The following is a 23,387-nucleotide window of genomic DNA, read 5'->3' as shown; positions in this document are numbered from 1 at the left end:
GCCCGCGTCAGCCGGCCGCGGCGGGCAGGCCGAGGCGGCCGTCGTGCACCTCGGTGACCCGGTCGGCCGCGGCCAGATGGGCGTGGTCGTGAGTGACCAGCACGGTGGCCGTGCCGCGCTCCCGGGTGAGGCGGGTGATCAGGTCGATGACGGCGGCGCCCCGCTCCTGGTCGAGAGCGCTGGTGGGTTCGTCGACGAGCAGCACACCGGGGTCGTTCATCAGGGCGCGGGCGATGTTGACGCGCTGGCGCTGGCCGCCGGAGAGCTGGTGGGGGCGGCGGTCGGCCCGGTCCGCCAGGCCGACCGCGTCGAGGAGGTCCAGCGCCCGGCCCCGGGCGGCGCGCGCCCGGCGCCCGTCGATGTGGGCCATCACCTGGAGCTGCTCGGCCGCGGTCAGGGACGGCAGCAGGTTGGGCTGCTGGAAGACGATGCCGATCCGGTGCCGGCGCAGGTCGGCCAGCTCACCGCGGCTCATCCCGGTGGTGTCGGCTCCGTCCACGGTGACCGTGCCGGAGTCGGGCGTGATGAGGGTCGCGGCCACGGCCAGCAGGCTGGACTTGCCCGAGCCGGAGGGCCCGATGACGGCGGTCAGACCGCCCCGGGGGACCTCCAGGGTGACGCGGTCGAGGGCGGTCAGCCGGCTGTCGCCGTCGGGGTAGGTGAGGGTGATGTCGGTCAGGCGCAGGCTCATCGGGCGCTCCCCAGGGCGGTCAGCGGGTCGACGGAGGTGATACGGCGGACGGCGAGGCCCGCCCCGAGGCCGCCGAGCAGGATCATCACGGCGGCGGGGACGAGGACGGTGGCGGGTGTGAGGACGAAGGGGACGGCCGAGCCGGACACCGCGGCGCCGATCGCGACCGCGGCGGCGGTGCCCACGAGGGTGCCGCCGGCCAGCAGGACGACGGCCTGGCCGAGCGCGTCGCGCAGCAGCGAGGCGGTGGTGGCGCCCAGGGCCTTCAGGACCGCGATGTCGCCGCCGCGCTGGATCGTCCACACGGTGAAGAAGGCGCCGATCACCAGGGCCGAGATGGCGAAGAGGAAGCCGCGCATCAGCTGCAGCGAGCCGTTCTCGGAGGTGTAGGAGCCGATCGCGGAGAGCGACTCGTCCTTGGTCACGGTCTCGGTGTCCGCCGCCCGGTCCGTCGCCGCGAGGTCGGCGCCGGGAGCGGTGTCGAGGGCGATCACCGTGGCGGCGGGTCCGTCGGTGCCGCCGGTGGGCGGGGCGACGGACTGCCACGTGGTGAGGCTCGTCCACACCACGGGCGTGTGGCTGAAGGAGACGTCGTGTCCGGTGACGGCGACGGTCAGCCGCCGGCCGGCGAGCGCCACGGTGCCGCCCTCGCGTACTCCGAGTTCATCGGCCACCGAGTCCGGCATCAGTACCGTACGGTCGTCGACGCGGCCACCGCCGGGTACCAGGCGCGAGCCTGGCTCGACGCCGAAGACGGACACGCCCGTGCTGCGGTCGCCCGCGGTGGCCCGTGTGGTGGTGATGCCCAGCGGTTCGGCGCTGCGGACGCCGGGCGCCCGCTCCCAGCGGCGCCACTGGTCCTCGGTCACGGTGGAGTTCGCGTACGACAGGTCCTGGCCGCCGCTCGGTGCGGCGAAGGCGATCCGGCCGGCGGGCAGGGACGTGACGGCGGAGATGTTCTCCCGGGCCAGGCCGGCGGTGAGGCCGGACAGCAGTCCGACCAGCAGGGTGATCAGTACGACGACGCCGCCCATCAGGGCGAACCGCCCCTTGGCGAACGTCAGGTCTCTCAAGGCGACAAACACGTCTTCGCCCGGCCTTTCGACAACGGTGGGAGGGAGGAACACGCGCCGGAGTGACCGGCGCGCTGTCCACCGTCGCCGTTCGGCGGCGTCCGGGCATCGCTCCTGGGCGGGCACTTCCGGGGCCGAAGGGTGCGGTGCGACTTGCAACTTTCGGCAGATGCCCGGCCCCGGCCAGGTCCGTACGCTGGAACGATCGTGAACGCGCTGACTCCCACCTCCCGGGCCCTGACCTGGAGCCTGCACCTGCTCGTGGCCGGCCTGCTGGCCCTTCCGGCGGTGCGGGCGGTGGCGGACGACCGGCCGCACGCACCCGCCGTCGCCGCGGTGGCCGCGGTGGTGGGCGTGGTGTACGCCGTGGGCCCCGCGCTCGAACCGGTCCGTTCGTCCCGCCGTGCGGCCGCCCTGTGGCTGGGCGCGGTCGGCGCGGTGTGGCTCGCGCTGCTGGCGCTGTCCGCCGAGGGGGTGTGGCTGGCGTTCCCGCTGTACTTCGTCCAGCTGCACCTGCTGTCCCGCCGGGCCGGGCTGACCGCGGTCGTCGCCACGGCGGTCGCGGCGATCGCGGCGTTCGCCGCCCACCAGGGGACGTTCACGGCGGCCACCGTGATCGGCCCGGGGCTCGGGGCCGCCGTCGCCGTGGCGGTGGTGTGGGGCTACCAGGCGCTGTACCGCGAGAGTGAAGCGCGGCGGCGGCTCATCGAGGAGCTCACGGTCACCCGCGCCGACCTGGCCGAGGCCCAGCGGGCCGCGGGGGTGCTGGAGGAACGAGAACGCCTGGCCCGGGAGATCCACGACACCCTCGCCCAGGGCCTGTCCAGCATCCAGTTGCTGCTCCGCGCCGCCGAGCGGACCCTGCCCGAGGGGCCGGGGCCCGCCACCACGTACGTGGGCCAGGCCCGTCAGGCCGCGCTGGACAATCTCGCCGAGGCCCGCCGGCTCGTCGCCGCGCTCGCGCCGCCGGCCCTGGACGACACCACGCTCGCCGACGCGCTGGAGCGCCTGTGCGCGACCACGACCGACCGGCACCGTCTCAACGTCCGTTTCCGCCTCGCCGGCCGGCCGCGCGCGCTGTCCACCGCTCAGGAGGTCGCCCTGCTGCGTGTCGCGCAGTCGGCGCTGGCCAACACGGTCGGGCACGCCCGGGCCGGAAAGGCCGAGGTGACCCTGGCCTACCTCGACGACTGCGTCACCCTGGGCGTCACCGACGACGGGGTGGGATTCGATCCCGGTGCCGTCTCCGTGCCCGGACCGGACGGCGGCGGCTTCGGGCTGCCGGCGATGCGGGCCCGCGTGCACGCCCTGGACGGCACGCTCACCGTCGAGTCCGCGCACGGGCGCGGCACCGCGCTCACCGCGCGCGTCCCGCTCGAGGCCGCAGCCGGTCCGGCAGTCGATCCCGCGCCCGCTGCAAAGTCCAGTCCCGTGCCCGCTGCGAAGCCCAATCCCGAGCCCGGCCCCGGACCCGGACCTGCACCCGAGCCGAGGCCTGCACCCGAGCCCGAACCCAAGCCCGATCCCGGGCCCAAGCCTGAACCCGGCCCCGGACCTGCACACGAGCCCAAACCCGAACCCAAGCCAGCACCCGGCCCCGGACCTGCACACGAGCCCAAGCCCGAACCCAACCCCGCACCCGGCCCCGGACCTGCACCCGAGCCCAAACCCGGACCCAAGCCAGCACCCGGCCCCGGACCTGCACACGAGCCCAGACCCAAGGCCGATCCCAAGCCGGCACCCGCACCCGAACCCAAGCCGGCACCCGTGCCCGAGCCCGAGCCCGAGCCCATGCCCGAGCCAAAGCCCGTGCCCGAGCCCGACCCCGACGACCCCGAGGCACACCCGTGACCGAGACCGCCCCGACGCCGATCCGGCTGCTGCTCGCCGACGACCACCCCGTCGTCCGCGCGGGGCTGCGCGCGGTGCTGGAGACCGAGGACGGCATCACCGTGGCCGCCGAGGCCGCGACCGCCGAGGAGGCCGTCGCCCGGGCGGGCCGGGGCGACATCGACGTGGTGCTGATGGACCTGCGGTTCGGCGGGGGCATGGGCGGCGCGGAGGCCACGGCCGCGATCACCGCGCGGGCGGGCGCGCCGCGCGTCCTGATCGTCACGACGTACGACACCGACGCCGACACCCTGCCCGCCATCGAGGCCGGCGCCACCGGCTACCTGCTCAAGGACGCGCCGCCCGAGGACCTCGCGGCGGCGGTGCGCACCGCCGCCGCGGGCCGCACCGCGCTCGCGCCCACGGTCGCCGACCGGCTGATGACCCGCCTGCGCGAGCCGCACACCTCGCTGACCCGCCGTGAGACCGAGGTGCTGTCCCTGGTCGCCGAGGGGCTGTCCAACCAGCACATCGCCGCCCGGCTCCATCTGACCGAGGGCACCGTCAAGTCGCACCTCGCCCGCGTCTACACCAAGCTGGACGTGGACTCCCGCACCGCCGCGGTCGCCGCCGCCACGGCCCTCGGCCTCATCCGGCGCTGAGCCGGGCCGGGAGTCCTCGCCGGTCCGGGGTTGCCTTCCGGCACTTCGTGGGAACCCTTGCACGGAGTGAGGAGGAGGCGGCATGGACGACTGGCGCGGGTTCGCCGAGCAGATGGCGTCGCTGGCGCGCGATCTCCTGGCGCAGGAGTCGGTGAACGACACACTGAAGCGGATCACCTTTTCCGCGACGGAACTGGTGGAGGGCTGCGACGCCGCGGGCATCCTCATCCTGCGCGGCAGCCAGGTGCAGTCCCTCGCCCCGACCGACCAGGTGGTCGTCGACAGCGACGAACTGCAGGGGCGCGTCGGCGAGGGGCCCTGCTTCGACGCCGCCCGGACCTCCACGGGGGCGCGGCAGTTCCGGATCGCGGACTTCACCGACCAGGCGCGGCGCTGGCCCAAGTACGTGCCCGAGGCACGCAAGCTGAATCTGGGCAGCATGATGGGGTTCCTGCTGTTCACCGAGGACGAGGACCTCGGGGCGCTCAACCTCTACTCCTTCAGGCCCGGGGCGTTCACGGCGGCCAGTGAGACGGCGGGCTGGCTGCTCGCCTCGCACGCCGCGGTCGCCTTCTCCAGTGCCCGTACGCACGCCCAGCTGCAGCAGGCCATCGGCACCCGGCACACCATCGGTGAGGCGATGGGCATCCTCATGGGCAGGCACCGCATCACCGAGGACCAGGCCTTCGCGACACTGCGCCGGTACTCGCAGGACCACAACGTGAAACTCCGCGAGGTCGCCCGCCGGGTGGTCGAAGAGGGCGGCCTGTCCTGAGCCGGCACCCGGCCGGCGCCCCGCACCCGTACCGCACCGGATGGCGTACCGCTCGGCCGTGGCGGGCACACGTCAGCGATGGCCTTGGCTGACTTCCTCTTCGCCGTGCTCGGGGCGGGCGCGCTCGCGGCGGCCGTGCTGCCGCGTCTGGTGGCCGGACGGCCGCTGTCCATGCCGCTGGTGTTCCTGGCCTTCGGCGTCGCCCTGCAACTGCTGCCCACCCCGCTCCCGGAGATCGACCTGGTCCGCGACCGGGTGTGGGTGGAACACCTCACCGAGATCTGCGTCATCGTCTCCCTGATGGGCGCCGGCCTCGCGCTCAACCGCCCGTTCGGCCTACGGCGCTGGCAGGCGCCCTGGCGGCTGATCGGCATCACCATGCCGCTGACCGTCGCGGTCACGGGGCTGCTGGCCTGGTGGCTGCTGGACTGGCCGCCGGCCGCGGCGCTGCTGCTGGCGGCCGTGCTCGCGCCCACCGACCCGGTGCTCGCCTCCGAGGTACGGGTGGGCGCGCCCACCGACTCCGAGCACGACGAGGACGAGGTGCGCTTCGCTCTCACCAGCGAGGCCGGCCTCAACGACGGCCTCGCCTTCCCCGTCGTCATGGCGGCGATCGCGCTGACCGCCGCGGCGGGCACGGGCCTGTCCGGTGACTGGGTCGGCCACTGGCTGCTGGTCGACCTGCTGTACGGGTGCGTGATCGGCGTCCTGGGCGGCCTGGCCGTCGGCAAGCTGCTCGGCTGGCTCTTCTTCCGGGCCGGCCGGCAGGCGGTACGGCTGTCCGAGCACCGGGAGGGCTTCGTCGCCCTGGGTGCCACGTTCCTCTCCTACGGGGTCACCGAACTCGCCCACGGCTACGGCTTCCTGGCCGTCTTCGTCACCGCCTGCCGCATCCGCGCCGCCGAACGCGACCACGGCTACCACGCCGTGCTGCACGACTTCGTGGAGCAGGTCGAACGACTGCTGACCGCCGGTCTCCTCTTCCTGCTGGGCGCGTGCGTGGCGCAGGGCGCCCTGGCCGATCTGACCTGGCGGGGCGCGGCCGTCGGCCTGCTCGTGCTGCTCGTGGTCCGGCCGGTGACCGGATGGGTCGCGCAGTTCGGCGCCGCGGCCGGCCCCCGGGAACGTGCCGTGACCGCCTTCTTCGGCATCCGCGGCATCGGCTCGCTGTTCTACCTGGCGCACGCGCTCGGTACGGAGGGCTTCCACGTGCCCGCCGGGGAGTTGTGGGCCGTGGTGGCGTTCACGGTGCTCGCCTCCGTCGTCCTGCACGGGGTGACCGCCTCCCCCGCGATCTCCCGCCTGGACCGGCTCAGGCTGCTCAGGGCCGGCGGCCGACGGCCCGCCGGACGGACGCCGGACGAGGACGACGTGGCCGGCGAGCGGCTGTGACCCGGCCGTCCCGGACCGGCCCGAAGCATACGGTGACCGAACGGGACCCTTCTCGATCGGATCATGAACTCCCTTATAGTGATCGCCTGTTGCGTGCCGTGTGACCGCTCCGGCACGCTTCCGCCCGCTCCTTCCCCGCCCCGAGAGGCACGTCAGCATGACGACCGGCACCGAAGAAGCCCGGATTCCGCTGGACCCGTTCGTCACCGACCTGGACGGCGAGGGTGCCCGGCTGCGCGCGGCCGGACCGCTCGCGGCCGTGGAGCTGCCGGGCGGCGTGCCCGTCTGGGCGGTCACGCACCACGCGGAGGCCAAGACCCTCCTGACGGATCCCCGGCTGGTCAAGGACATCGACGTGTGGGGGGCGTGGCGGCGCGGCGAGATACCCGCGGACTGGCCGCTGATCGGGCTGGCCGACCCCGGCCGCTCGATGCTCACCGTGGACGGTGCCGAGCACCGCCGGCTGCGCACCCTCGTGGCGCAGGCGCTCACCGTGCGCCGGGTGGAGCACATGCGGGGGCGGATCACCGAGCTGACCGGCCGTCTGCTGGACGAACTGCCCGCGGACGGCGGCGTCGTCGACCTCAAGGCCGCCTTCGCCCACCCGCTGCCGATGTACGTCGTCGCCGATCTGATGGGCATCGAGGAGGCGCGGCTGCCGCGGCTGAAGGTGCTGTTCGAGAGGTTCTTCTCGACGCAGACGCCGCCCGATCAGGTCGTCGCGACCCTCACCGAGCTGGCCGGGACCATGGCCGACACGGTCGCCGCGAAGCGCGCGGCGCCGGGCGACGACCTGACCAGCGCGCTGATCCTGGCCTCCGAGGACGGGGACCACCTCACCGACGCGGAGATCGTCTCCACGCTCCAGCTGATGGTGGCCGCGGGGCACGAGACCACGATCTCGCTGATCGTGAACTCCGTGGTCAACCTGTCCACGCACCCCGAGCAGCGGACCCTGGTGCTCTCCGGTGAGGCGGACTGGTCCGCGGTCGTCGAGGAGACGCTGCGCTACTCGACCCCGACCTCCCACGTCCTGATCCGCTTCGCCACCGAGGACGTCCCGGTCTGCGACCGGGTGATACCCGCCGGGGACGCGCTGATCGTGTCGTACGGCGCGCTGGGCCGGGACGAGCGGGCGCACGGTCCCGCGGCGGGCGAGTTCGACATCACCCGCAGCTCGCCCAGCCGGCACATCTCCTTCGGGCACGGCCCGCATGTGTGCCCCGGCGCGGCCCTGTCCCGGCTGGAGGCCGCTGTGGCGCTGCCCGCGCTCTACGCCCGCTTCCCGCGGCTGGACCTGGCCGTGCCCGCGTCCGAGCTGCGCAACAAGCCGGTGGTCACGCAGAACGACCTGTACGAGCTGCCGGTCAGGCTGGTCTAGCGCCTTCCGGCCGCGCCCCGTACCTTCACTCGTGGGGCGTTTGCACCCCGCCCTTCGGGTAACTCCGGCATTCCGGACGCCGATCCCCGGGAGTCGCCATGTGGAAACGCAAGGGCAGGAAGGGCCGCCGGGCCGCGAAGCCGGTCCCCATGGAGCTGTGCGACCTGTGCGCCAGGATCTTTCCGGAGGACGAGGCCGTGCGCGGTTACGTGCCGGACTCCTCCGCGGCGCACGCCAGCAAGGAGTGGTTCGACGGGCTGCGGCTCATCACGACGTGCTGCGACGACCACTTCGACGTGATCAAGGACGGTTACGCGCACCGGCCCTTCGTGGACGAGGAGCTGTGGGCGGCGAAACTCACCCGAGCCCTGACCACGGGCCCGACGGCGCTGTCCATGGACCAGCTCGGTTGCCGGACCGGCCTCCAGAACTCGCAGATACGGGCCGCCATCGCCTGGCACAACGAGCGCATGCGCGAGCAGCAACAGCGCATGGACCCGTGATCCGGGCCCGTCATCCGGTCCATCCGGTCCCGTGATCAGGCCGTGGCCGGGCGGGTCCCGTACGCGCGGTAGGGCTCCGCGTCCGGCCACCTGACGTCCAGTCCCAGCCCCGGCCGCCCCGGGTCGGGGCGCAGCGCGCCGCCGTCGGGCGACAGAGGGCCGTCGAAGAGCAGCCGCTCGACACGGACGTGGTCGTGGAAGTACTCCAGGTGGCGCAGCCGGCGCACGGCGCAGAAGGCGTGGGCGGAGACGGCCGGCGCGCAGTGCGCGGACAGGTCGAGGTGCGAGGTGGCCGACAGGCCGGCGACCTCCAGTACGCCCGTGATGCCGCCGCAGCGGGTGACGTCGGCCTGGAGGCAGTCCACGGCCGGCCCGTCGGTGAGGTTGGCGAAGTCCTGGGCGGTGAAGGCGTACTCCCCCGCGGTGACCTCCAGACGGGCGGGCCCCCGGTCCCGGAGCATGCGCAGACCCTCCAGGTCCGCGGAGCCGACGGGCTCCTCGAACCAGCGCACGTCCCACTCGTCGTGGAACCGGTGCGCCCAGTACAGGGCCTCCTTGCGGCCCAGCGCCCCGTTGGCGTCGGCGAACAGTTCCGGTCCGTCGCCGACCGCCCGGCGCACCGCGGTCAGGCGGTCGGCATCGGCCTCCGGGTCGCGCGAGGTCTTCAGCTTCACCCGGGGGATGCCCTGCTCCACCCACCCGGAGAGCTGGTCGGTGAGCCGGTCCAGCGGGTAGTTGGTGAAGCCCCCGCTGCCGTAGACGGGCACCTGGTCGTGGAAGGAGGGGAGGAGGTGGATCAGGGGCAGGTCCAGCAGCCTCGCCTTGAGGTCCCACAGCGCCACGTCTACGGCGGACAGGGCCATGGCCCCGACACCCGGACGGCCGGCGTTGCGCATGCGCGCCCCCATCCGCTCCCACAGCGCCGGCGGCGAGGAGACCGCCCCGCCCTCGATGACCGGCGCCAGCACGGACTGCGCGAAGGAGGCGACGGACAGGTCCCCGTAGGTGTAGCCGATGCCGGTCCGGCCGCCGGCGTGCACGCGCACGAGGACCAGGGTCGTGGAGTCCCACTCCAGGGTGCCGTCCTGCTCCCTGCCGTCCGGGCCGTCGGTGGGGACCTCGAAGGCGTGCACGTCGACCGCGTCGACCGTGCACGAGTCCAGTGCCGTCGCGTCGGCCGTGCGAGGAACCGGTGGCTGGGCGCCGGACCCGGTGACCGGCGTCATCGCGCCGTCTCCCCGTCCAGTGTGATCACCGTCTTGATGTCGCCGGGGCTCCGTTCGAAGGCCCGGGTCGCGTGGGCCAGGGGCACCCGGCGGGTGAGGAGCCGGTCCAGCCAGTCCCGGTCGGCCCGGGCCAGCGCGTCGGCCGCCTGCCGGAAGTGGCGCAGGTTGGCGTTGACGGAGCCCACCACGACGTCGTTCTCCAGCACGATGTCACGGTTGACCGTGCCCGCGTCGACGGTCAGGGACCGGCCGGTGGGCGAGACGCCGGTGAGGCAGACGACGCCGTACGCCGCCGTTCCGCGGATCGCGTCGAACACCAGCCGGCCGGCGCCGGTGGCCTCGACCACCACGTCGGGGCGTACGGCGGCGAGCACGTCGTCCGCCGCGTCGCTGTGGTAGGCGGCGCCGAGGGCGCGCACCAGATCCGGCTTCGGGCCGTCCGTGACCCGGTCCAGGACGTGCACGTCGAGGCCGCGCTGCCGCCCGAGCAGGGCAGCGAGCAGGCCGATGGGGCCGGCCCCGGTCACCAGTACGGACCGGGGTTCGAACCAGGCCCGGGCGCCGACCCGCTCGATCTGCTCCCAGGCCTTGGCCACGACACTGGTCGGCTCCATGAGCACGCCGGCGAGTCCCAGGGCCGGGTCGATCCGCACGGCGTAGCCGGGCTCCAGGCACCACAGCTCGGAGCCGTAGCCGTCCAGTTCCTTGATGCCGCGCTCGCGGTAGCGGCCGTTGCGGCACATGTCGAACTCGCCGTGCGCGCAGGCGCCGCACGGCTCGGGGTCGGGGCGTCGCACCACGCCCGCCACCAGGTCGCCGGGGCTGAAGCCGCTGTCCCGCGGTGCCTCGGCCACCCGGCCGAGCGACTCGTGGCCGAGGACCAGCCGGTCGTGGTGCGGCGGGGCCTGGCCGTAGGTGCCCGAGGCGATCTCCCGGTCCGTGCCGCAGACGCCGAGGGCCAGACCGTGGACCACTAGTTCACCGGCGGCCGGTTCCGGGTCCGGGACCTCCTCCACGCCGAGTGAGCCGTCCCGGCCCGGGCGGACGGTCAGTGCGCGCATGGTGGTCATCCTCTCGGCTCGCCTTCCCGGGCCGGTTCCCCGCACCGCCCGACCCATGCGTGGGCCGCCCGCGGGTGTGCGGCGGGCGTCCGGGTGGCGGCACGTTTGCCCAGGCCGTCACCGGGTCACTCAGTTGCGCGTCCACGAGCCATCGGAAGGACCGCCCGAGGAGCACTCCGTGAACCGGTTCTGGCAGCCGTTCCACCGTGTGTGGGACCGGTTGGCCGCTTCCGCCCTGGTCCGGCGCGGCCGGGACCTGGAGCTGATGCACCGTGCCATGGGGTTCGCCACCCTCGCCCTGGTCACACTGGCGCCGCTGCTCATCGTGGTGGCCGCCTTCGACCCGCTCGGACGCGGCGGTTTCGCGTCCTGGCTGGCCGACGGCATGGGACTGTCCGGCCGGTCCGCCAAGGTGCTGACCGACATCATCAGTCCGCCGACCAAGGTCATCGGCACCACCAGCATCTGGGGCGGCATCGCGCTCGCCGTGTTCGGCGTGTCCTTCGCGGCGAGTGTGCAGAACGGCTACGAGCGCATCTGGGAGCTGCCCTCCGGCCCGTGGCACCGCGTGTGGCGCCAGCTGACCTGGGTGGTCATGCTGACCGCCTACCTCTATCAGGAGGTCCAGACGCGGACCGCGCTGCACGGGTCGGTGCGGATCGTGCTGTCCACGGCGACGGGCATGCTGTTCTTCTGGTGGGGGCAGCACTTCCTGCTCGGCAGCCAGGTCCGCTGGCGGGACCTGCTGCCGGGGGCCGTCGCGACCATGGTCGGCCTCATCGGGCTGCGGGGCTTCTCGTACCTGGTCTTCACCCCGCTCATCCTGGACAACGCGATCAGCTACGGCACCGTCGGCATCGTGCTGGTGGTGGAGTCCTGGCTGATCGGCGTGGGGTTCGTCGTGTTCGGCGGCGCGATGGTCGGTCACTGGTTCTGCGAGCACCACTGGTGGACGCGCACGATCGACCGGGAGTGAGTTGTCCGTCGGTCGTTCGGTCCTTCGCCCTCCCCGCCCGCTACCGGAAAGGCATACGTTCCATGGTCCGCCTCCTGATGTGCACCGGCGCCCGGCACCGCGCCCGCGTCCCGTGGGTCTCCGCGTCCGTGGCGGCGGGCGTGCTGCTTGCCACGGGCGCCGCCTGCGAGGGCCCACCGCCCTCGCCGCGCCCGGAGGTGCTGCCACAGGTCGAGGCACCCTACGACCGTGCCGTGCGCGAGGCGCTCGACGAGGTCTCCGGCAGCCAACTGCTCTCGGTGGCACTGCGCGGGGCCACCGAGCCGGAACCCGTCTGGTACACCCGGGTCGCCGGCCGGGACGGAACCGTTCACGTGGTCCGCGTCGGGGCCGTGCACGGGCGGCTGCTGGGCACCGCCGTGCCGGGCGGGCAGACGGCCGCGGACAAGGAGCGGATCGCCGCGCTGGCCGACTCGGCCGAGGTGCTGCCCGAGGAGGCGGTCGAGCAGGTGAAGAGCCCGGACTTCGGCAAGGTGTCCGGCATCCGCCTGGAGAAGGACCGGCAGGCTCGCACGGTGTGGTCCGTGGAGGTGACCACCGTGCGCCGGGACCACACACAGACCTACCTGGTCGACGCGGCGACGAAGGACGTACTCGACCGGCGGACGGCCTCACCGGCCGCGTGAGGCGCGGTAGGACGGGCTTCGGGCGGGCTTACCCTGCCGGCACCGGCGCGCAACCGGACTGTCCCGGCGGAGACGGGCACGAACCGGGCCGTGTCCTGCCGGACCGGCACGGTCTCTGCCGGACCGGCACCCCTCCCGGGACCGTCGCCCGGCCCGGTGCCCGCACGCACCGCCGACCGCGCCCGCACACACCCGGCGCCCGCCCCCGACACCCGACCAGAGGCCGGGACAGCACCCGGCCGCCGAGCCGGGCGTCCCGGCACCGGGATGAACACCCCTGACCACGACGGCGTCCCGCCCTCGGCGCGACCATCACCCACACACGAACCGAAGCCAGGACGGGCGCCCAGGCGCCGAGCGGGGCGCATCGGCCCGGGCCCAGCACGACTGAGCACCGCAGCGTCCCGCCTTCGGGCGCGACCATCACCCGCGCACGGACACCCGTCCGGCACACCCGGCAACCGCCCCCGACGCCCGGAAGCCGGGCGGTCGAGCGCCGGGAAAGACCTGGCGGTTCTCCCGGACGGACCTACGTCCACGCCCTCCGGGCGGCGCGCGCGGTCCGGCGCAGTGACGCCTCGACCGCACCGTGCCGGGAGCGCCGGCGCATGCCGCCGGCGAGCGCGGCGGCGGCCGTTCCGGTCACGGCGGCGGCCAGGGCGAGCGGGCGGCGGTGGCGGGAGAGCCAGAACTGGAGACTGCGCGGGTGGGCCTCGTCGTCGAAGATGCCGTGGGCACCGTAGTCGGCGGGGGCGGTGTCGTCCGGCGGCTTCCAGAGGTTGACCGGCCGGGACGGGTCGATGGGCTCGTCGGTCTGCTGCCCGTCGTAGCCGGTCCGGGCCAAGTAGCGGTCCAGGAGCCCCGGGACGAGCTTCTGGCCCAGCAGGGTGGCGACGGTCGAGCCGCCGACCCAGTACTCGCGCCGCTCGGGATGGTCCGCGGCGTACAGGACCGCCTCGGCGGCGACCTCGGGCTGGTAGACGGGGGCCACCGGGCGCGGGTGCCGGGGCAGCCGGGTGAGCACCCAGCTGAACTGGGGCGTGTTGAGCCCTGGCATCTGCACCATGGTCACCCGCACCCCGCTGCGGTCGTGCAGCAGCTCGCAGCGCAGGGAATCGGTGAAGCCCTGGATGGCGTGCTTGGCCCCGCAGTACACCGCCTGGAGCGGAACGCTGCGCTGGGCCAGGGCGGAGCCGACCTGGACGATGGTGCCGCGGTCGCGCGGGGTCATGCGCCGCAGGGCGGCCTGGGTGCCGTGGACGAAGCCGAAGTAGGTGACCTCGGTGGCCCGCCGCAGTTCCTCGGGCCTGACCTCCGCCACAGGCGCGAAGACGGTCGAGAAGGCGGCGTTCACCCACACGTCGATCGGGCCGAGCTCCGCCTCGATCCGCCCGGCCGCCGCGTCCACCGCTTCGGCGTCGGAGACGTCCACCACCAGCGGCAGCGCGCGCCCGCCCGCCTCCCGGACCTCCTCGGCCGCCCGCTCCAGGGCGTGCTCGCCGCGCGCGAGCAGGGCCACCGCACTGCCGCGGGCGCCGAAGGCACGGGCCGCGGCCCGGCCGACGCCGCCGGTCGCGCCGGTGACGACGACGACCTCGGTGCCGTTCCTGCCCCGGCGCCGGGTGCCGCTCACTTCTTGCCCCGGCCGGGCAGGTGCTCGGCGTACTCGGTGAGCTTCTGGCGTACGCCCTTGGTGGCGATCCCGGTGGCTTCCGGGTCGTGCAGCGCCGCCTTGACGGCCTTCTTGCCCTGCTCCTTCATGATGTGCGGCGGGATCGGCGCGATCTCCGCGTCGACCTTGAACTCCAGGACCACGGGCCGGTCCGCGGACAGTGCCTCGTCCCAGGCGTCACCGACCTTCTTGGGGTCGGCGCAGACGATGCCCTTGAGGCCGAGGAGTTCGGCGTAGGCGGCGTAGGGGACATCGGGGATGTCCTGCGAGCCGGGGTACTTGGGGTCACCGGCCATGGCGCGCTGCTCCCAGGTGACCTGGTTGAGGTCCTGGTTGTTGAAGACGCAGAAGATCAGCGGGGCCGGGCCGGACAGGCGGTCCAGATACCGCTTGACGGTGATCATCTCGTTCATGCCGTTCATCTGGAACGCGCCGTCCCCGATGAAGGCGATCACCGGCCGGTCCGGGTAGGCGAACCGCGCGGCGATGGCGTACGGCGTCCCGGGGCCCATCGTCGCCAGGGTGCCGGACAGCGAGGCGCGCATGCCCTCGCGGAGCTTGATGTGCCGGGCCCACCAGTTGGTGCCCGAGCCGGAGTCGGCCGTGAGGATGGCGTCGTCGGGCAGGCGGGAGGAGAGTTCGGCGGCTACGGCCTGCGGGTTGATGGTCTTGCCGAAGTGCTCGCCGGCCCAGCGGTCGGCGAGGTCGTGCCACTCCCGCACGTCCTTCTCGATCTTCTCCCGCCAGCCGCGGTCCTTCTTGCGCTGGAGCAGCGGGATCAGCGCGCGCAGGGTCTCCTTGGAGTCACCGACGAGGTGGGCGTCCATGGGGTAGCGGATGCCGATCATGCGTCCGTCGATGTCGATCTCGACGCCCTTGGCCTGGCCCTCCTCGGGCAGCCACTCCGAGTACGGGAAGCTGCTGCCGACCATCAGCAGGGTGTCGCAGCCCTGGATCATCTTGTCGCTGGCCTTGCTGCCCAGCAGGCCGATGGGTCCGGTGACGTACGGCAGGTCGTCGGGCAGGACCTCGCGGCCGAGCAGCGCCTTGGCGACGCCGGCGCCGAGCAGTTCGGCCACCTCCATGACCTCGGCCTCGGCGTTGGCGGCGCCCTGGCCGACCAGCATGGCGACCTTGTCGCCCGCGTTGAGCACGTCGGCGGCCTTGCGCAGCTCGTCGTGGTCGGGCAGGACCCGGGGGCGGCTCCACCCGACGCTGGAGAAGACGGAACCGTGCTCCCGGGGCGGGGAGGGCATGGCGTCCTCCTCCTGCACGTCGTTCGGGATGATGATCGTGGCGACGCCCCGGGTGGTCAGCGCGGTCTTGAAGGCGCGGTCGATCACGTGCCGGGCCTGGCCCGGGTGCACGACCATCTGACAGAACTCGGACACGTCCGCGAACAGCTGGTCGAGGGCGATCTCCTGCTGGTAGTGCGTGCCCAGCGACAGCCGCTTCTGCTGGCCGACCACGGCGACCACGGGCTGGTGGTCGAGCTTGGCGTCGTACAGGCCGTTGAGCAGGTGCACGGCACCCGGGCCCGAAGTGGCAATGCAGCAGCCCACCTCACCGGTGAACTTCGCGTGCGCGCAGGCCATGAACGCGGACATCTCCTCGTGCCGCGCCTGGATGAACTCCGGGTCGCCGTCGGCCCGGTCGAAGGCGCCGAGCAGACCGTTGATGCCGTCACCCGGATAGCCGTACACACGCTGGACGCCCCACTCGGACAGACGCTGGAGCACATAGTCGGCGACTTGGGTCATGAGGCTCTCCCGGGACGTGGGGGGACAACGGTCGGCTTGTGGAGTTGCCTTCCCCGGCCGCCCGTAAACCGGACGGTACTCACCCGTTCGGCGACGAACCGACCGACGTTTGCATAGGGCAAAGAAGGGAGGGCACCCGTTGCGCCGTCGGCGGGCACGGAACCCCACGCACGCCCGGGACTTCCGCGCCGTACACCCTGGACCGGAAAGTGGACCCGCATGTCTGTCGCGATCACCGCCCGTACTCCGCGCCCCTCCCCCGGCACGGTGCGGGAGCCGGACGGGCCGGGCGGCCGGACGCCCGAGGAGGAGCTCGTGCACCGGATGGCCGCGTGCCCCCGGGGCCGGGAGCGGGAGGAGCTGCGGGAGGCGGCCATCACGGCGTACCTGCCGGTCGCCCGGCGGATCGCTCGCCGCTACGGCTCCCCGGACCGCAGCCGTGAGGACCTCGACCAGGTGGCGTGTCTCGGGCTGGTCAAGGCGGTGGACCGTTTCGATCCCGGCCTGGGGCACGCCTTCCTGTCCTACGCCGTGCCCACGATCGACGGCGAGCTGAAGCGGTATCTGCGGGACTTCACCTGGCAGGTCCACGTGCCGCGGCGGCTGCAGGACAAGCACCGCCGGGTGCGGCTCGCGCAGGAGGAGATGCGCAGGGCGGGGTACACCGACGGCGGGACGGTCCGTGACCTCCAGGGGCTCACCGGCATCGACGAGCAGGAGGTGCGGCTCGCCCTGCGGGCGGACCGGGCGCGCAACCCGCTGTCCGTGGACGAGCCGCGCGGCACCGGCAGGGGCGTCACCCTCGCGGAGACCATCGGCGGTGACGACCCGAGGCTCGAACTGGTCACCGACCTGGTGGCGCTCAGGTCGCTGGTCGCCGAGCTGCCGGCCAGGGAGCGGACCATCCTGCGCCTGTACTTCGGCGACTGTCTGACCCAGCGGCAGGTGGCGGACGCCGTCGGCATCTCACAGATGCACGTGTCCCGGCTACTGGCGCGGACCTGCGCCTTTCTGCGGCGCGGGCTGCTGGCGGGCTGACGAGCGCCCGGTCCCGGGCCGCTACCGCGGCGGCGGTGCCGTGCTCGCCCGGGTCACCAGCCGGGTCGGCACCAGCGTCGTGCCCCGCTCCGGGCCGTCCTGGCGCATCTTGCGCAGCACGGCCTCGACGCACAGCCGCCCCACCTCGGCGAAGTCCTGGTGGACGGTGGTCAGGGGCGGCAAGAAGGAACCGGCCTCGGCGATGTCGTCGAAGCCGATGACGCTGACGTCCTCGGGGACGCGCCGCCCTCGCTCGTGCAGGGCGCGCAGCAGACCGAGGGCCATCTGGTCGTTGGCCGCGAAGACGGCCGTGCACTCCTCGCGGGCGGCGAGTTCGAGTCCGGCCCGGTAGCCGGACTGAGCCGACCAGTCGCCCCGCACGAGGGGCGGCGGGGTGCGGCCGGCCTCGGCGAGCGTGTGCCGCCAGGCGTCCGTGCGGCGCTGGGCGGCGAAGGAGCCCTCGGGACCGCCCAGGTGCCACACGGTGTCGTGCCCGAGGTCCAGCAGGTGGCGCACGGCGGCGCGGGTGCCGCCGGCCTGGTCGGTGTCGACGACCGTGTAGTGGTCGCCGGCGTCGGAGTCGACCACGACCACCTGGACGTGGGGCGGCAGCTGGAGCGTCGCCGCGTCCAGCAGGTGCACCTCCATGATGACGATCACCGCGTCGACCGCGAGTTCCTCCAGGCGGGAGAAGGCGCCCCGCACCTCGTCCTGGGTGGGGACGGCGACCGGCAGGAGGGTCACCGCGTACCCCTCGCTCGCCGCGGAGGTGGCTATGGCCTCCAGGGTGCGCACGTTGCCGGTGGTGGCCAGCGAGAAGGTGATGACGCCGATGGTGCGGAACTCGCCGCGCTTGAGCGCGCGGGCCGCGCTGTTGGGCCGGTAGCCCAGCTCCTTCATGGCCGCCAGCACCTGCCGCCGGGTCTCCTCGGTCACCCCGGCGTAGCCGTTGGAGACGCGGGAGACGGTCTGCGAGGAGACTCCGGCCAGCCGGGCGACGTCCGCCATGGAGGCTGTGCGTTCCCGCCCGCGCCGGGGACGCGCTGGTGCGCTCGCCGGGACTTCCTCAGCCGTGCTCACTCGCCGTCAGCCGCCTATCTGTCGCTGTCGGGCCCGGGTGCGATAGGACCCTTGACCGTCGTCATCGGGGCAGTGTAGACATGCCGCCATCACATGTTTACGTAAACATACCAGCTCGACACCCTTTCGCGGTGCGCGATGTTTACGCAAACATCAGCGGAGTTCGGGACATGGACGAGCGAGGACGACATGACGACGCTGCAACCGCCGGCCGCCGCCGCACCGCGGCCGGCCCCACCCCGGGCGGGGCGGAGCCGCCGCTCCTGGACGGGGTGGGGCTTCCTGGGGCCCTTCGTGGCCGTGTTCGCCCTGGTGTTCCTCGCGCCGATCGCGTACTCCGTCTACCTCAGCCTCTTCCGCGACCAGCTGATCGGCGGCACCACCTTCGTCGGCCTGGACAACTACACGCAGGCACTGGGGGACGACCGGTTCTGGGCCTCGCTCGGCCGGGTCTCGCTCTTCCTGGCCGTCCAGGTGCCGATCATGCTCGGCATCGCGCTGCTGGTGGCCCTGGCGCTGGACAGCGGACGCCTGTACGGCCGGGACTTCTTCCGCATCTCGATCTTCCTGCCGTACGCCGTGCCCGCCGTGGTGGCCACTCTGATGTGGGGTTTCATGTACGGCACCCGCTTCGGCCTGGTCGGCGACATCAACGGCGCCTTCGGCGTCTCCCTGCCCGACCCGCTCTCCCCCGACCTGGTACTGGCCTCCATCGGCAACATCGTGACTTGGGAGTTCGCCGGCTACAACATGCTGATCTTCTACTCGGCGCTGCGCGTGATCCCGCACTCCCTGTACGAGGCCGCGCAGATCGACGGCGCCGGGCAGCTCCGCGTGATCACCGCGATCAAGCTCCCGGCCATCCGCGGCGCCCTGGTGATCGCGACGACCTTCTCGATCATCGGCAGCTTCCAGCTCTTCAACGAGCCCAGCATCCTCCAGCCGCTCGCGCCCAACGCCATCACGACCGACTACACGCCGAACTTCTACACGTACTCGCTGTCCTTCAACGGACAGCAGCACAACTACTCCGCGACGGTCGCCATCGTCATGGGGCTGATCACCATGGTCATCGCCTACGTCGTCCAGCTGCGCGGCATGCGCAAGGGAGTGTGAGCAGCGATGACCAGTCCCGTCGTCACCGTCTCCGACCGCGGCGCGGCCAAGGCCTCCGGCAGGCCGGGCTCGGCACCGCCCCGGCTGCGCACGCCCCGGCGCCGGCACTCCGCCGACAAGCCCCGGCGCAGCGTCCTGCTGACCCTGCTCACCTCACTGGTGCTGCTCTACAGCCTGGTGCCGCTGATCTGGCTGGCGGTCAGCGCCACCAAGACGCAGGAGGGGCTGTCCCGTTCCTTCGGCCTGTGGTTCGACGGCGACTTCGCGCTGTGGGAGAACATCGGCCAGACGTTCACCTACGACGACGGCGTCTTCACCCGCTGGCTGCTCAACACCCTGCTGTACGTGGGGCTGGGCGCGGGCGGCGCCACCTTCCTCGCCGTGCTCGGCGGCTACGCGCTGGCCAAGTTCGACTTCCCGGGCCGGCGGGCCGTCTTCGCCGTGGTCATCGGCGCGGTGGCGGTGCCGGGTACGGCGCTGGCGGTGCCGACCTTCCTGATGTTCAGCAAGATGGGGCTCACCAACACCCCTTGGGCGGTGATCATCCCGTCCCTGATCTCGCCGTTCGGCCTGTATCTGATGTGGGTGTTCGCGAGCGAGGCCATCCCGACCGAGCTGATGGAGGCCGCCCGCATCGACGGCGCCGGCGAGGTGCGCACCTTCTTCCGGGTCGCGCTGCCACTGCTGGCGCCGGGCGTCGTCACCGTCCTGCTCTTCACCATGGTCGCGACCTGGAACAACTACTTCCTGCCGCTGGTCATGCTCAAGGACCCCGACTGGTATCCACTGACCCTCGGCCTGAACAGCTGGAACGCCCAGGCCGCGACCGCCGGCGGCGAGGCCGTCTTCAACCTGGTCGTCACCGGGTCGCTCATCACCATCCTGCCGCTGATCGCCGCGTTCCTGCTGCTGCAGCGGTACTGGCAGTCCGGACTCGCCGCCGGAAGCGTCAAGGAGTAGCCGCTCCCCCGTCCTGCCCCGCCCCGCCAACCCTCAACGGTGCCGGTCCCGGCCCACGAAGAAGTGGAAGCTCGCCCATGCACAAGCACTCGCGCCGCCTGCTGCGCGGCATCGGCCTCGTCTGCGCCCTCGCCCTGGGGGTGACCGCCTGCGGCTCCGACGACGGGGGGTCGAGCCGGAAGGCGGTCTCCCAGGAGGACATCCAGGCGGCCCTGAAGAAGGGCGGCACCATCACGGTCTGGGCGTGGGAGCCCACCCTGGAACAGGTGGCCGCCGACTTCGAGAAGAAGCACCCCGGCGTCGAGGTCGACCTCGTCAACGCGGGCACCAACGCCGACCAGTACACCGCGCTGCAGAACGCGATATCGGCGAAGAAGGGCGTCCCGGACGTCGCGCAGATCGAGTACTACGCGATGGGCCAGTACGCGCTGACCGAGCAGCTCACCGACCTCAAGGGCTTCGGTGCCGACAAGCTCTCCGGCACGTTCTCCCCCGGCCCGTGGAACGGTGTGAAGGCCGGCGGTGACGGCGTCTACGCCCTGCCGATGGACTCGGGCCCGATGGCGCTGTTCTACAACAAGAAGGTCTTCGACAAGTACGGCATCGAGGTGCCCACCACCTGGGCCGAGTACCTCGACGCCGCCCGCAAGCTGCACAAGGCCGACCCGAAGGCGTACATCACCGCCGACACCGGCGACGCCGGGTTCGCCACCAGCATGCTCTGGCAGGCCGGTTCGCGCCCCTACACGGTCGACGGCACCGAGGTGAAGATCGACTTCTCGGACCAGGGCGCGAAGACGTTCACCGACACCTGGCAGCAGCTCATCGACGAGAAGCTGCTCGCCCCGGTCACCAGCTGGACCGACGACTGGTACAAGGGCCTCGGCGACGGCACCATCGCGACCCTGGCCATGGGCGCCTGGATGCCCGCCAACCTGGCCTCGGGGGTGAAGGACGCCGCCGGCGACTGGCGCGTCGCACCGCTGCCGCAGTGGACCGAGGGCGCCGGGGCGAGCGCGGAGAACGGCGGCAGCGCCCTGGCCCTTCCGGAGCTGGGCGGCGACGAGGCGCTGGCGTACGCCTTCGTCGAGTACGCGGGCGCCGGGGAGGGCGTGCAGACCCGACTGGCGAACGGCGCCTTCCCGGCGACCACCGCCGACCTGGAGTCCCAGGAGTTCCAGGACACCGCGTTCCCCTACTTCGGCGGCCAGAAGGCCAACAGGATCTTCGCCGAGTCGGCCGCGAACGTCGCCGACGACTGGTCGTACCTGCCCTACCAGGTGTACGCCAACTCGATCTTCAACGACACCGTCGGCCAGGCCTACGTCTCGGACACCACGCTGGCCGAGGGCCTGAAGTCCTGGCAGGAGGCGTCGGTCAAGTACGGCACCGAGCAGGGCTTCACCGTCGGCAAATAGCCGAGAAGTGGTCGAGAACCGCTGCCGCAACACACCGGAAGGACCTGGACCGCCATGATCTCCACCCTCCTGTCCCGTCTCCACCGCGGGACGGACGGCGCGCCCGCCCCCCGTCTCGCCTACGGCGCCGACTACAACCCCGAGCAGTGGCCCCGGGAGGTGTGGGAGGAGGACGTACGGCTGATGCGCGAGGCCGGCGTCAACGTGGTGTCCGTGGGCATCTTCTCCTGGGCCCGCATCCAGCCGGGCCCGGACGCCTGGGACTTCGGCTGGCTCGACGACGTCATGGACCTGCTGCACGAGAACGGCGTCGGCGTCGACCTGGCCACCGCCACCGCGTCCCCGCCGCCGTGGCTGACCGCCGCGCACCCGGAGATCCTCCCCGTCACCGACCGGGGGGAGACCCTGTGGCCGGGCGCGCGTCAGCACTGGCGCCCGACCTCGCCGGTCTTCCGCGAGCACGCCCTGCGCCTGGTCCGCGAGATGGCGGCGCGCTACGCCGGTCACCCGGCCCTGGTCGCCTGGCACGTCAACAACGAGCTGGGCTGCCACAACGTCTACGACTACTCCGACGACGCGGCCCGCGCCTTCCGCGACTGGCTGCGCGGGCGGTACGCCACCCTGGACGCCCTCAACGACGCCTGGGGCACGGCGTTCTGGTCCCAGCGCTACAGCGACTGGGGGCAGATCCTGCCGCCGCGGCTGGCCGCCTCCCACCCGAACCCGACCCAGCAACTGGATTTCAAGCGCTTCTCGTCCGACGCCCTCAAGGACCACCTGCGGGCGGAGCGCGAGGTCCTGCGGGAGCTGACCCCCGACGTGCCCGTCACCACCAACTTCATGGTGATGCCGGGCACCAAGGGCATGAACTACGCGGACTGGGCCGCCGAGGTGGACTTCGTCGCCAACGACCACTACGTCGTGCCGAGCCCCCGGGACCGTGACGAGCTGTCCTTCTCGGCAAACCTCACCAGCGGCATCGCGGGCGGCCGGCCCTGGTTCCTGATGGAGCACTCCACCAGCGCCGTGAACTGGCAGCCCGTCAACCTCGCCAAGCGGCCGGGCGAGCTGGCCCGGGACTCGCTGACGCACGTGGCGCACGGTGCCGACGCGGTCTGCTTCTTCCAGTGGCGCCAGTCGGCCGCGGGCGCCGAGAAGTACCACTCGGCGATGGTCCCGCACGCCGGCGCCGACAGCGACCTGTTCCGCGCGGTCACCGCGCTCGGCGACACGCTGAAGACGCTGGCGCCGGTCGCCGGGAGCGAGCGGGAACCCGCCGAGGTCGGCATCCTCTTCGACTGGGAGTCCTGGTGGGCGAGCGAGCAGGACTCGCACCCCACCTCGCTGCTCGACTACCACCGGGAGGCGCTGGACTGGTACTCGGCGCTGCTCTCTCTCGGCATCCGCGCCGACGTGGTCCCCACCGGCGCCGACCTGGGCCGCCACCGGGTGGTGATCGCCCCGGTGCTGCACCTGGTCCCGGCCGAGCTGGCCAAGGACCTCACCCGGTACGCCGAGCAGGGCGGGCACCTGGTCACCACCTACTTCTCCGGCATCGTGGACGAGAACGACCACGTCTGGCTGGGCGGTTACCCGGGCGCCCTGCGGGACCTGCTCGGCATCCGCGTCGAGGAGTTCGGTCCGCTGCCCGCCGGGCGGACGGTGGAGCTGGACGGCGCGGGCACCGGCGACCTGTGGACCGACCAGATCACCGTGACGGCGCCGGAGACCGAGGTCCTGGCCCGCTACCGCACGGGCACGTACGCGGGCCGCCCGGCCGTCACCCGGCGCCCGACGGGCGGCGGGTCGGCCGCCTACGTCTCCACCCGGCTCGGCGCCGAGGGGCTGGCGGCGCTGCTGCCGCGGCTGCTGGAGCCGGCCGGCGTGACGAGCGACCTGCCCGCCGAGGTGCACGGCCGGGTGGAGGCCACCGTGCGCCGCGGCCCCGGCGGACGGTTCCTGTTCCTGGTCAACCGGACCGACGAACCGGTCACCGTCCCCGGGCTCGCCGGAGAGGTCCTGGTGGGCGGCACGGGCGACGAGGGCGCCGTCGTCCTCGCGGGCCGGGGCGTCGCCGTCCTGCGCACGCCCACCGACTGAGCGCGCGT

At 72.9% G+C, this 23,387-nt stretch carries 19 protein-coding genes and 1 pseudogene; 13 read left to right on the top strand and 7 right to left on the bottom strand.

Features of this window, described 5'->3' with window-relative positions; translation table 11 throughout:
- Positions 1–7 precede the first annotated feature (7 nt).
- Together KUM03_RS36695 and KUM03_RS36690 are read right to left on the bottom strand one after the other, a co-directional pair.
- Entirely contained in the window at positions 8–691 is a 684-nt protein-coding gene (locus tag KUM03_RS36695; RefSeq protein WP_217254908.1) for an ABC transporter ATP-binding protein, read from the bottom strand.
- Complete coding sequence (locus KUM03_RS36690) at positions 688–1,776, bottom strand: FtsX-like permease family protein (protein WP_217254905.1); 1,089 nt, start codon at positions 1,774–1,776, stop codon at positions 688–690. The genes KUM03_RS36695 and KUM03_RS36690 overlap by 4 nt, the downstream gene beginning before the upstream one ends.
- A gap of 195 nt (positions 1,777–1,971) precedes the next feature.
- Here KUM03_RS36690 and KUM03_RS36685 point away from each other — a divergent pair.
- From KUM03_RS36685 to KUM03_RS36660, 6 genes and pseudogenes are all read left to right on the top strand, one after another.
- Positions 1,972–3,171: pseudogene (locus KUM03_RS36685) on the top strand (sensor histidine kinase); the annotation flags it as partial.
- Between the two features lie 440 nt (positions 3,172–3,611).
- Positions 3,612–4,256, top strand: a complete 645-nt coding sequence (locus tag KUM03_RS36680) for a response regulator transcription factor (RefSeq protein WP_217254900.1) — start codon at positions 3,612–3,614, stop codon at positions 4,254–4,256.
- A gap of 82 nt (positions 4,257–4,338) precedes the next feature.
- Positions 4,339–5,031 (top strand): GAF and ANTAR domain-containing protein, encoded by a 693-nt coding sequence (locus tag KUM03_RS36675; protein WP_217254898.1) that lies wholly within the window; start codon positions 4,339–4,341, stop codon positions 5,029–5,031.
- Between the two features lie 78 nt (positions 5,032–5,109).
- Positions 5,110–6,423 carry a sodium:proton antiporter gene (locus KUM03_RS36670; protein ID WP_217254897.1) on the top strand — a complete coding sequence of 438 codons (1,314 nt, stop codon included), beginning with the start codon at positions 5,110–5,112 and terminating at the stop codon, positions 6,421–6,423.
- Positions 6,424–6,580: 157 nt separating this feature from the next.
- The gene (locus tag KUM03_RS36665) at positions 6,581–7,804 is read left to right on the top strand and encodes a cytochrome P450 (RefSeq protein WP_217254896.1); all 1,224 of its coding nucleotides are present in this window, start codon (positions 6,581–6,583) and stop codon (positions 7,802–7,804) included.
- Positions 7,805–7,902: 98 nt separating this feature from the next.
- On the top strand, positions 7,903–8,307 hold the full coding sequence (locus KUM03_RS36660) for a hypothetical protein (protein ID WP_217254895.1): 405 nt from the start codon (positions 7,903–7,905) through the stop codon (positions 8,305–8,307).
- 35 nt (positions 8,308–8,342) lie between these two features.
- Here KUM03_RS36660 and KUM03_RS36655 read toward each other — a convergent pair whose 3' ends face one another.
- Positions 8,343–9,533 (bottom strand): enolase C-terminal domain-like protein, encoded by a 1,191-nt coding sequence (locus tag KUM03_RS36655; RefSeq protein ID WP_217254893.1) that lies wholly within the window; start codon positions 9,531–9,533, stop codon positions 8,343–8,345.
- A complete protein-coding gene (locus KUM03_RS36650) occupies positions 9,530–10,594 on the bottom strand; it encodes a glucose 1-dehydrogenase (RefSeq protein ID WP_217254892.1) in 1,065 nt (354 codons plus the stop codon). The genes KUM03_RS36655 and KUM03_RS36650 overlap by 4 nt, the downstream gene beginning before the upstream one ends.
- A gap of 178 nt (positions 10,595–10,772) precedes the next feature.
- Here KUM03_RS36650 and KUM03_RS36645 point away from each other — a divergent pair, with 178 nt between their 5' ends.
- Positions 10,773–11,570 (top strand): ribonuclease BN, encoded by a 798-nt coding sequence (locus KUM03_RS36645; protein WP_217254891.1) that lies wholly within the window; start codon positions 10,773–10,775, stop codon positions 11,568–11,570.
- Between the two features lie 62 nt (positions 11,571–11,632).
- On the top strand, positions 11,633–12,235 hold the full coding sequence (locus KUM03_RS36640) for a PepSY domain-containing protein (RefSeq protein WP_217254889.1): 603 nt from the start codon (positions 11,633–11,635) through the stop codon (positions 12,233–12,235).
- 529 nt (positions 12,236–12,764) lie between these two features.
- Here KUM03_RS36640 and KUM03_RS36635 read toward each other — a convergent pair.
- Together KUM03_RS36635 and KUM03_RS36630 are read right to left on the bottom strand one after the other, a co-directional pair.
- Positions 12,765–13,868, bottom strand: coding sequence for an SDR family oxidoreductase (locus KUM03_RS36635; RefSeq protein WP_217254888.1), 1,104 nt, complete (start codon positions 13,866–13,868; stop codon positions 12,765–12,767).
- Complete coding sequence (locus tag KUM03_RS36630) at positions 13,865–15,667, bottom strand: thiamine pyrophosphate-requiring protein (RefSeq protein ID WP_217254887.1); 1,803 nt, start codon at positions 15,665–15,667, stop codon at positions 13,865–13,867. The genes KUM03_RS36635 and KUM03_RS36630 overlap by 4 nt, the downstream gene beginning before the upstream one ends.
- Positions 15,668–15,886: 219 nt before the next feature.
- On the opposite strand from KUM03_RS36630, the gene KUM03_RS36625 reads away from it, so the two are divergent.
- Entirely contained in the window at positions 15,887–16,705 is an 819-nt protein-coding gene (locus KUM03_RS36625; RefSeq protein WP_217254886.1) for a sigma-70 family RNA polymerase sigma factor, read from the top strand.
- A gap of 21 nt (positions 16,706–16,726) precedes the next feature.
- Here the strand turns inward: KUM03_RS36625 and KUM03_RS36620 are convergent, their stop codons facing one another.
- Positions 16,727–17,713: a LacI family DNA-binding transcriptional regulator gene (locus KUM03_RS36620; protein WP_217254885.1), complete on the bottom strand. Its 987-nt coding sequence runs from the start codon at positions 17,711–17,713 to the stop codon at positions 16,727–16,729.
- A gap of 261 nt (positions 17,714–17,974) precedes the next feature.
- Between KUM03_RS36620 and KUM03_RS36615 the strand changes: the two genes are divergently transcribed.
- The 4 genes from KUM03_RS36615 (at position 17,975) to KUM03_RS36600 (ending at position 23,379) form a co-directional block, all read left to right on the top strand.
- Complete coding sequence (locus KUM03_RS36615) at positions 17,975–18,901, top strand: carbohydrate ABC transporter permease (RefSeq protein ID WP_217254883.1); 927 nt, start codon at positions 17,975–17,977, stop codon at positions 18,899–18,901.
- Positions 18,902–18,907: 6 nt separating this feature from the next.
- Positions 18,908–19,861, top strand: coding sequence for a carbohydrate ABC transporter permease (locus tag KUM03_RS36610; protein ID WP_217254882.1), 954 nt, complete (start codon positions 18,908–18,910; stop codon positions 19,859–19,861).
- 77 nt (positions 19,862–19,938) lie between these two features.
- Entirely contained in the window at positions 19,939–21,279 is a 1,341-nt protein-coding gene (locus tag KUM03_RS36605) for an ABC transporter substrate-binding protein (protein ID WP_217254881.1), read from the top strand.
- A 54-nt stretch (positions 21,280–21,333) separates the two neighbouring features.
- Positions 21,334–23,379: a beta-galactosidase gene (locus tag KUM03_RS36600; RefSeq protein WP_217254880.1), complete on the top strand. Its 2,046-nt coding sequence runs from the start codon at positions 21,334–21,336 to the stop codon at positions 23,377–23,379.
- The last annotated feature ends 8 nt before the right edge of the window (positions 23,380–23,387 follow it).

This window comes from Streptomyces sp. AC602_WCS936 (assembly GCF_019049125.1).
Lineage (GTDB): Bacteria > Actinomycetota > Actinomycetes > Streptomycetales > Streptomycetaceae > Streptomyces.
Note: the sequence above shows the minus strand (reverse complement) of the source record. Positions and strands in the feature narration are given on the sequence as shown.

What these genes read in the sequence shown, in the direction of transcription:
- KUM03_RS36695 (WP_217254908.1), bottom strand. Translation starts at nt 691, where the DNA reads ATGAGCCTGCGCCTGACCGACATCACCCTCACCTACCCCGACGGCGAC.
- KUM03_RS36675 (WP_217254898.1), top strand. Translation starts at nt 4,339, where the DNA reads ATGGACGACTGGCGCGGGTTCGCCGAGCAGATGGCGTCGCTGGCGCGC.
- KUM03_RS36670 (WP_217254897.1), top strand. Translation starts at nt 5,110, where the DNA reads ATGGCCTTGGCTGACTTCCTCTTCGCCGTGCTCGGGGCGGGCGCGCTC.
- KUM03_RS36665 (WP_217254896.1), top strand. Translation starts at nt 6,581, where the DNA reads ATGACGACCGGCACCGAAGAAGCCCGGATTCCGCTGGACCCGTTCGTC.
- KUM03_RS36660 (WP_217254895.1), top strand. Translation starts at nt 7,903, where the DNA reads ATGTGGAAACGCAAGGGCAGGAAGGGCCGCCGGGCCGCGAAGCCGGTC.
- KUM03_RS36655 (WP_217254893.1), bottom strand. Translation starts at nt 9,533, where the DNA reads ATGACGCCGGTCACCGGGTCCGGCGCCCAGCCACCGGTTCCTCGCACG.
- KUM03_RS36650 (WP_217254892.1), bottom strand. Translation starts at nt 10,594, where the DNA reads ATGCGCGCACTGACCGTCCGCCCGGGCCGGGACGGCTCACTCGGCGTG.
- KUM03_RS36640 (WP_217254889.1), top strand. Translation starts at nt 11,633, where the DNA reads ATGGTCCGCCTCCTGATGTGCACCGGCGCCCGGCACCGCGCCCGCGTC.
- KUM03_RS36630 (WP_217254887.1), bottom strand. Translation starts at nt 15,667, where the DNA reads ATGACCCAAGTCGCCGACTATGTGCTCCAGCGTCTGTCCGAGTGGGGC.
- KUM03_RS36625 (WP_217254886.1), top strand. Translation starts at nt 15,887, where the DNA reads ATGTCTGTCGCGATCACCGCCCGTACTCCGCGCCCCTCCCCCGGCACG.
- KUM03_RS36620 (WP_217254885.1), bottom strand. Translation starts at nt 17,713, where the DNA reads ATGGCGGACGTCGCCCGGCTGGCCGGAGTCTCCTCGCAGACCGTCTCC.
- KUM03_RS36615 (WP_217254883.1), top strand. Translation starts at nt 17,975, where the DNA reads ATGACGACGCTGCAACCGCCGGCCGCCGCCGCACCGCGGCCGGCCCCA.
- KUM03_RS36610 (WP_217254882.1), top strand. Translation starts at nt 18,908, where the DNA reads ATGACCAGTCCCGTCGTCACCGTCTCCGACCGCGGCGCGGCCAAGGCC.
- KUM03_RS36605 (WP_217254881.1), top strand. Translation starts at nt 19,939, where the DNA reads ATGCACAAGCACTCGCGCCGCCTGCTGCGCGGCATCGGCCTCGTCTGC.
- KUM03_RS36600 (WP_217254880.1), top strand. Translation starts at nt 21,334, where the DNA reads ATGATCTCCACCCTCCTGTCCCGTCTCCACCGCGGGACGGACGGCGCG.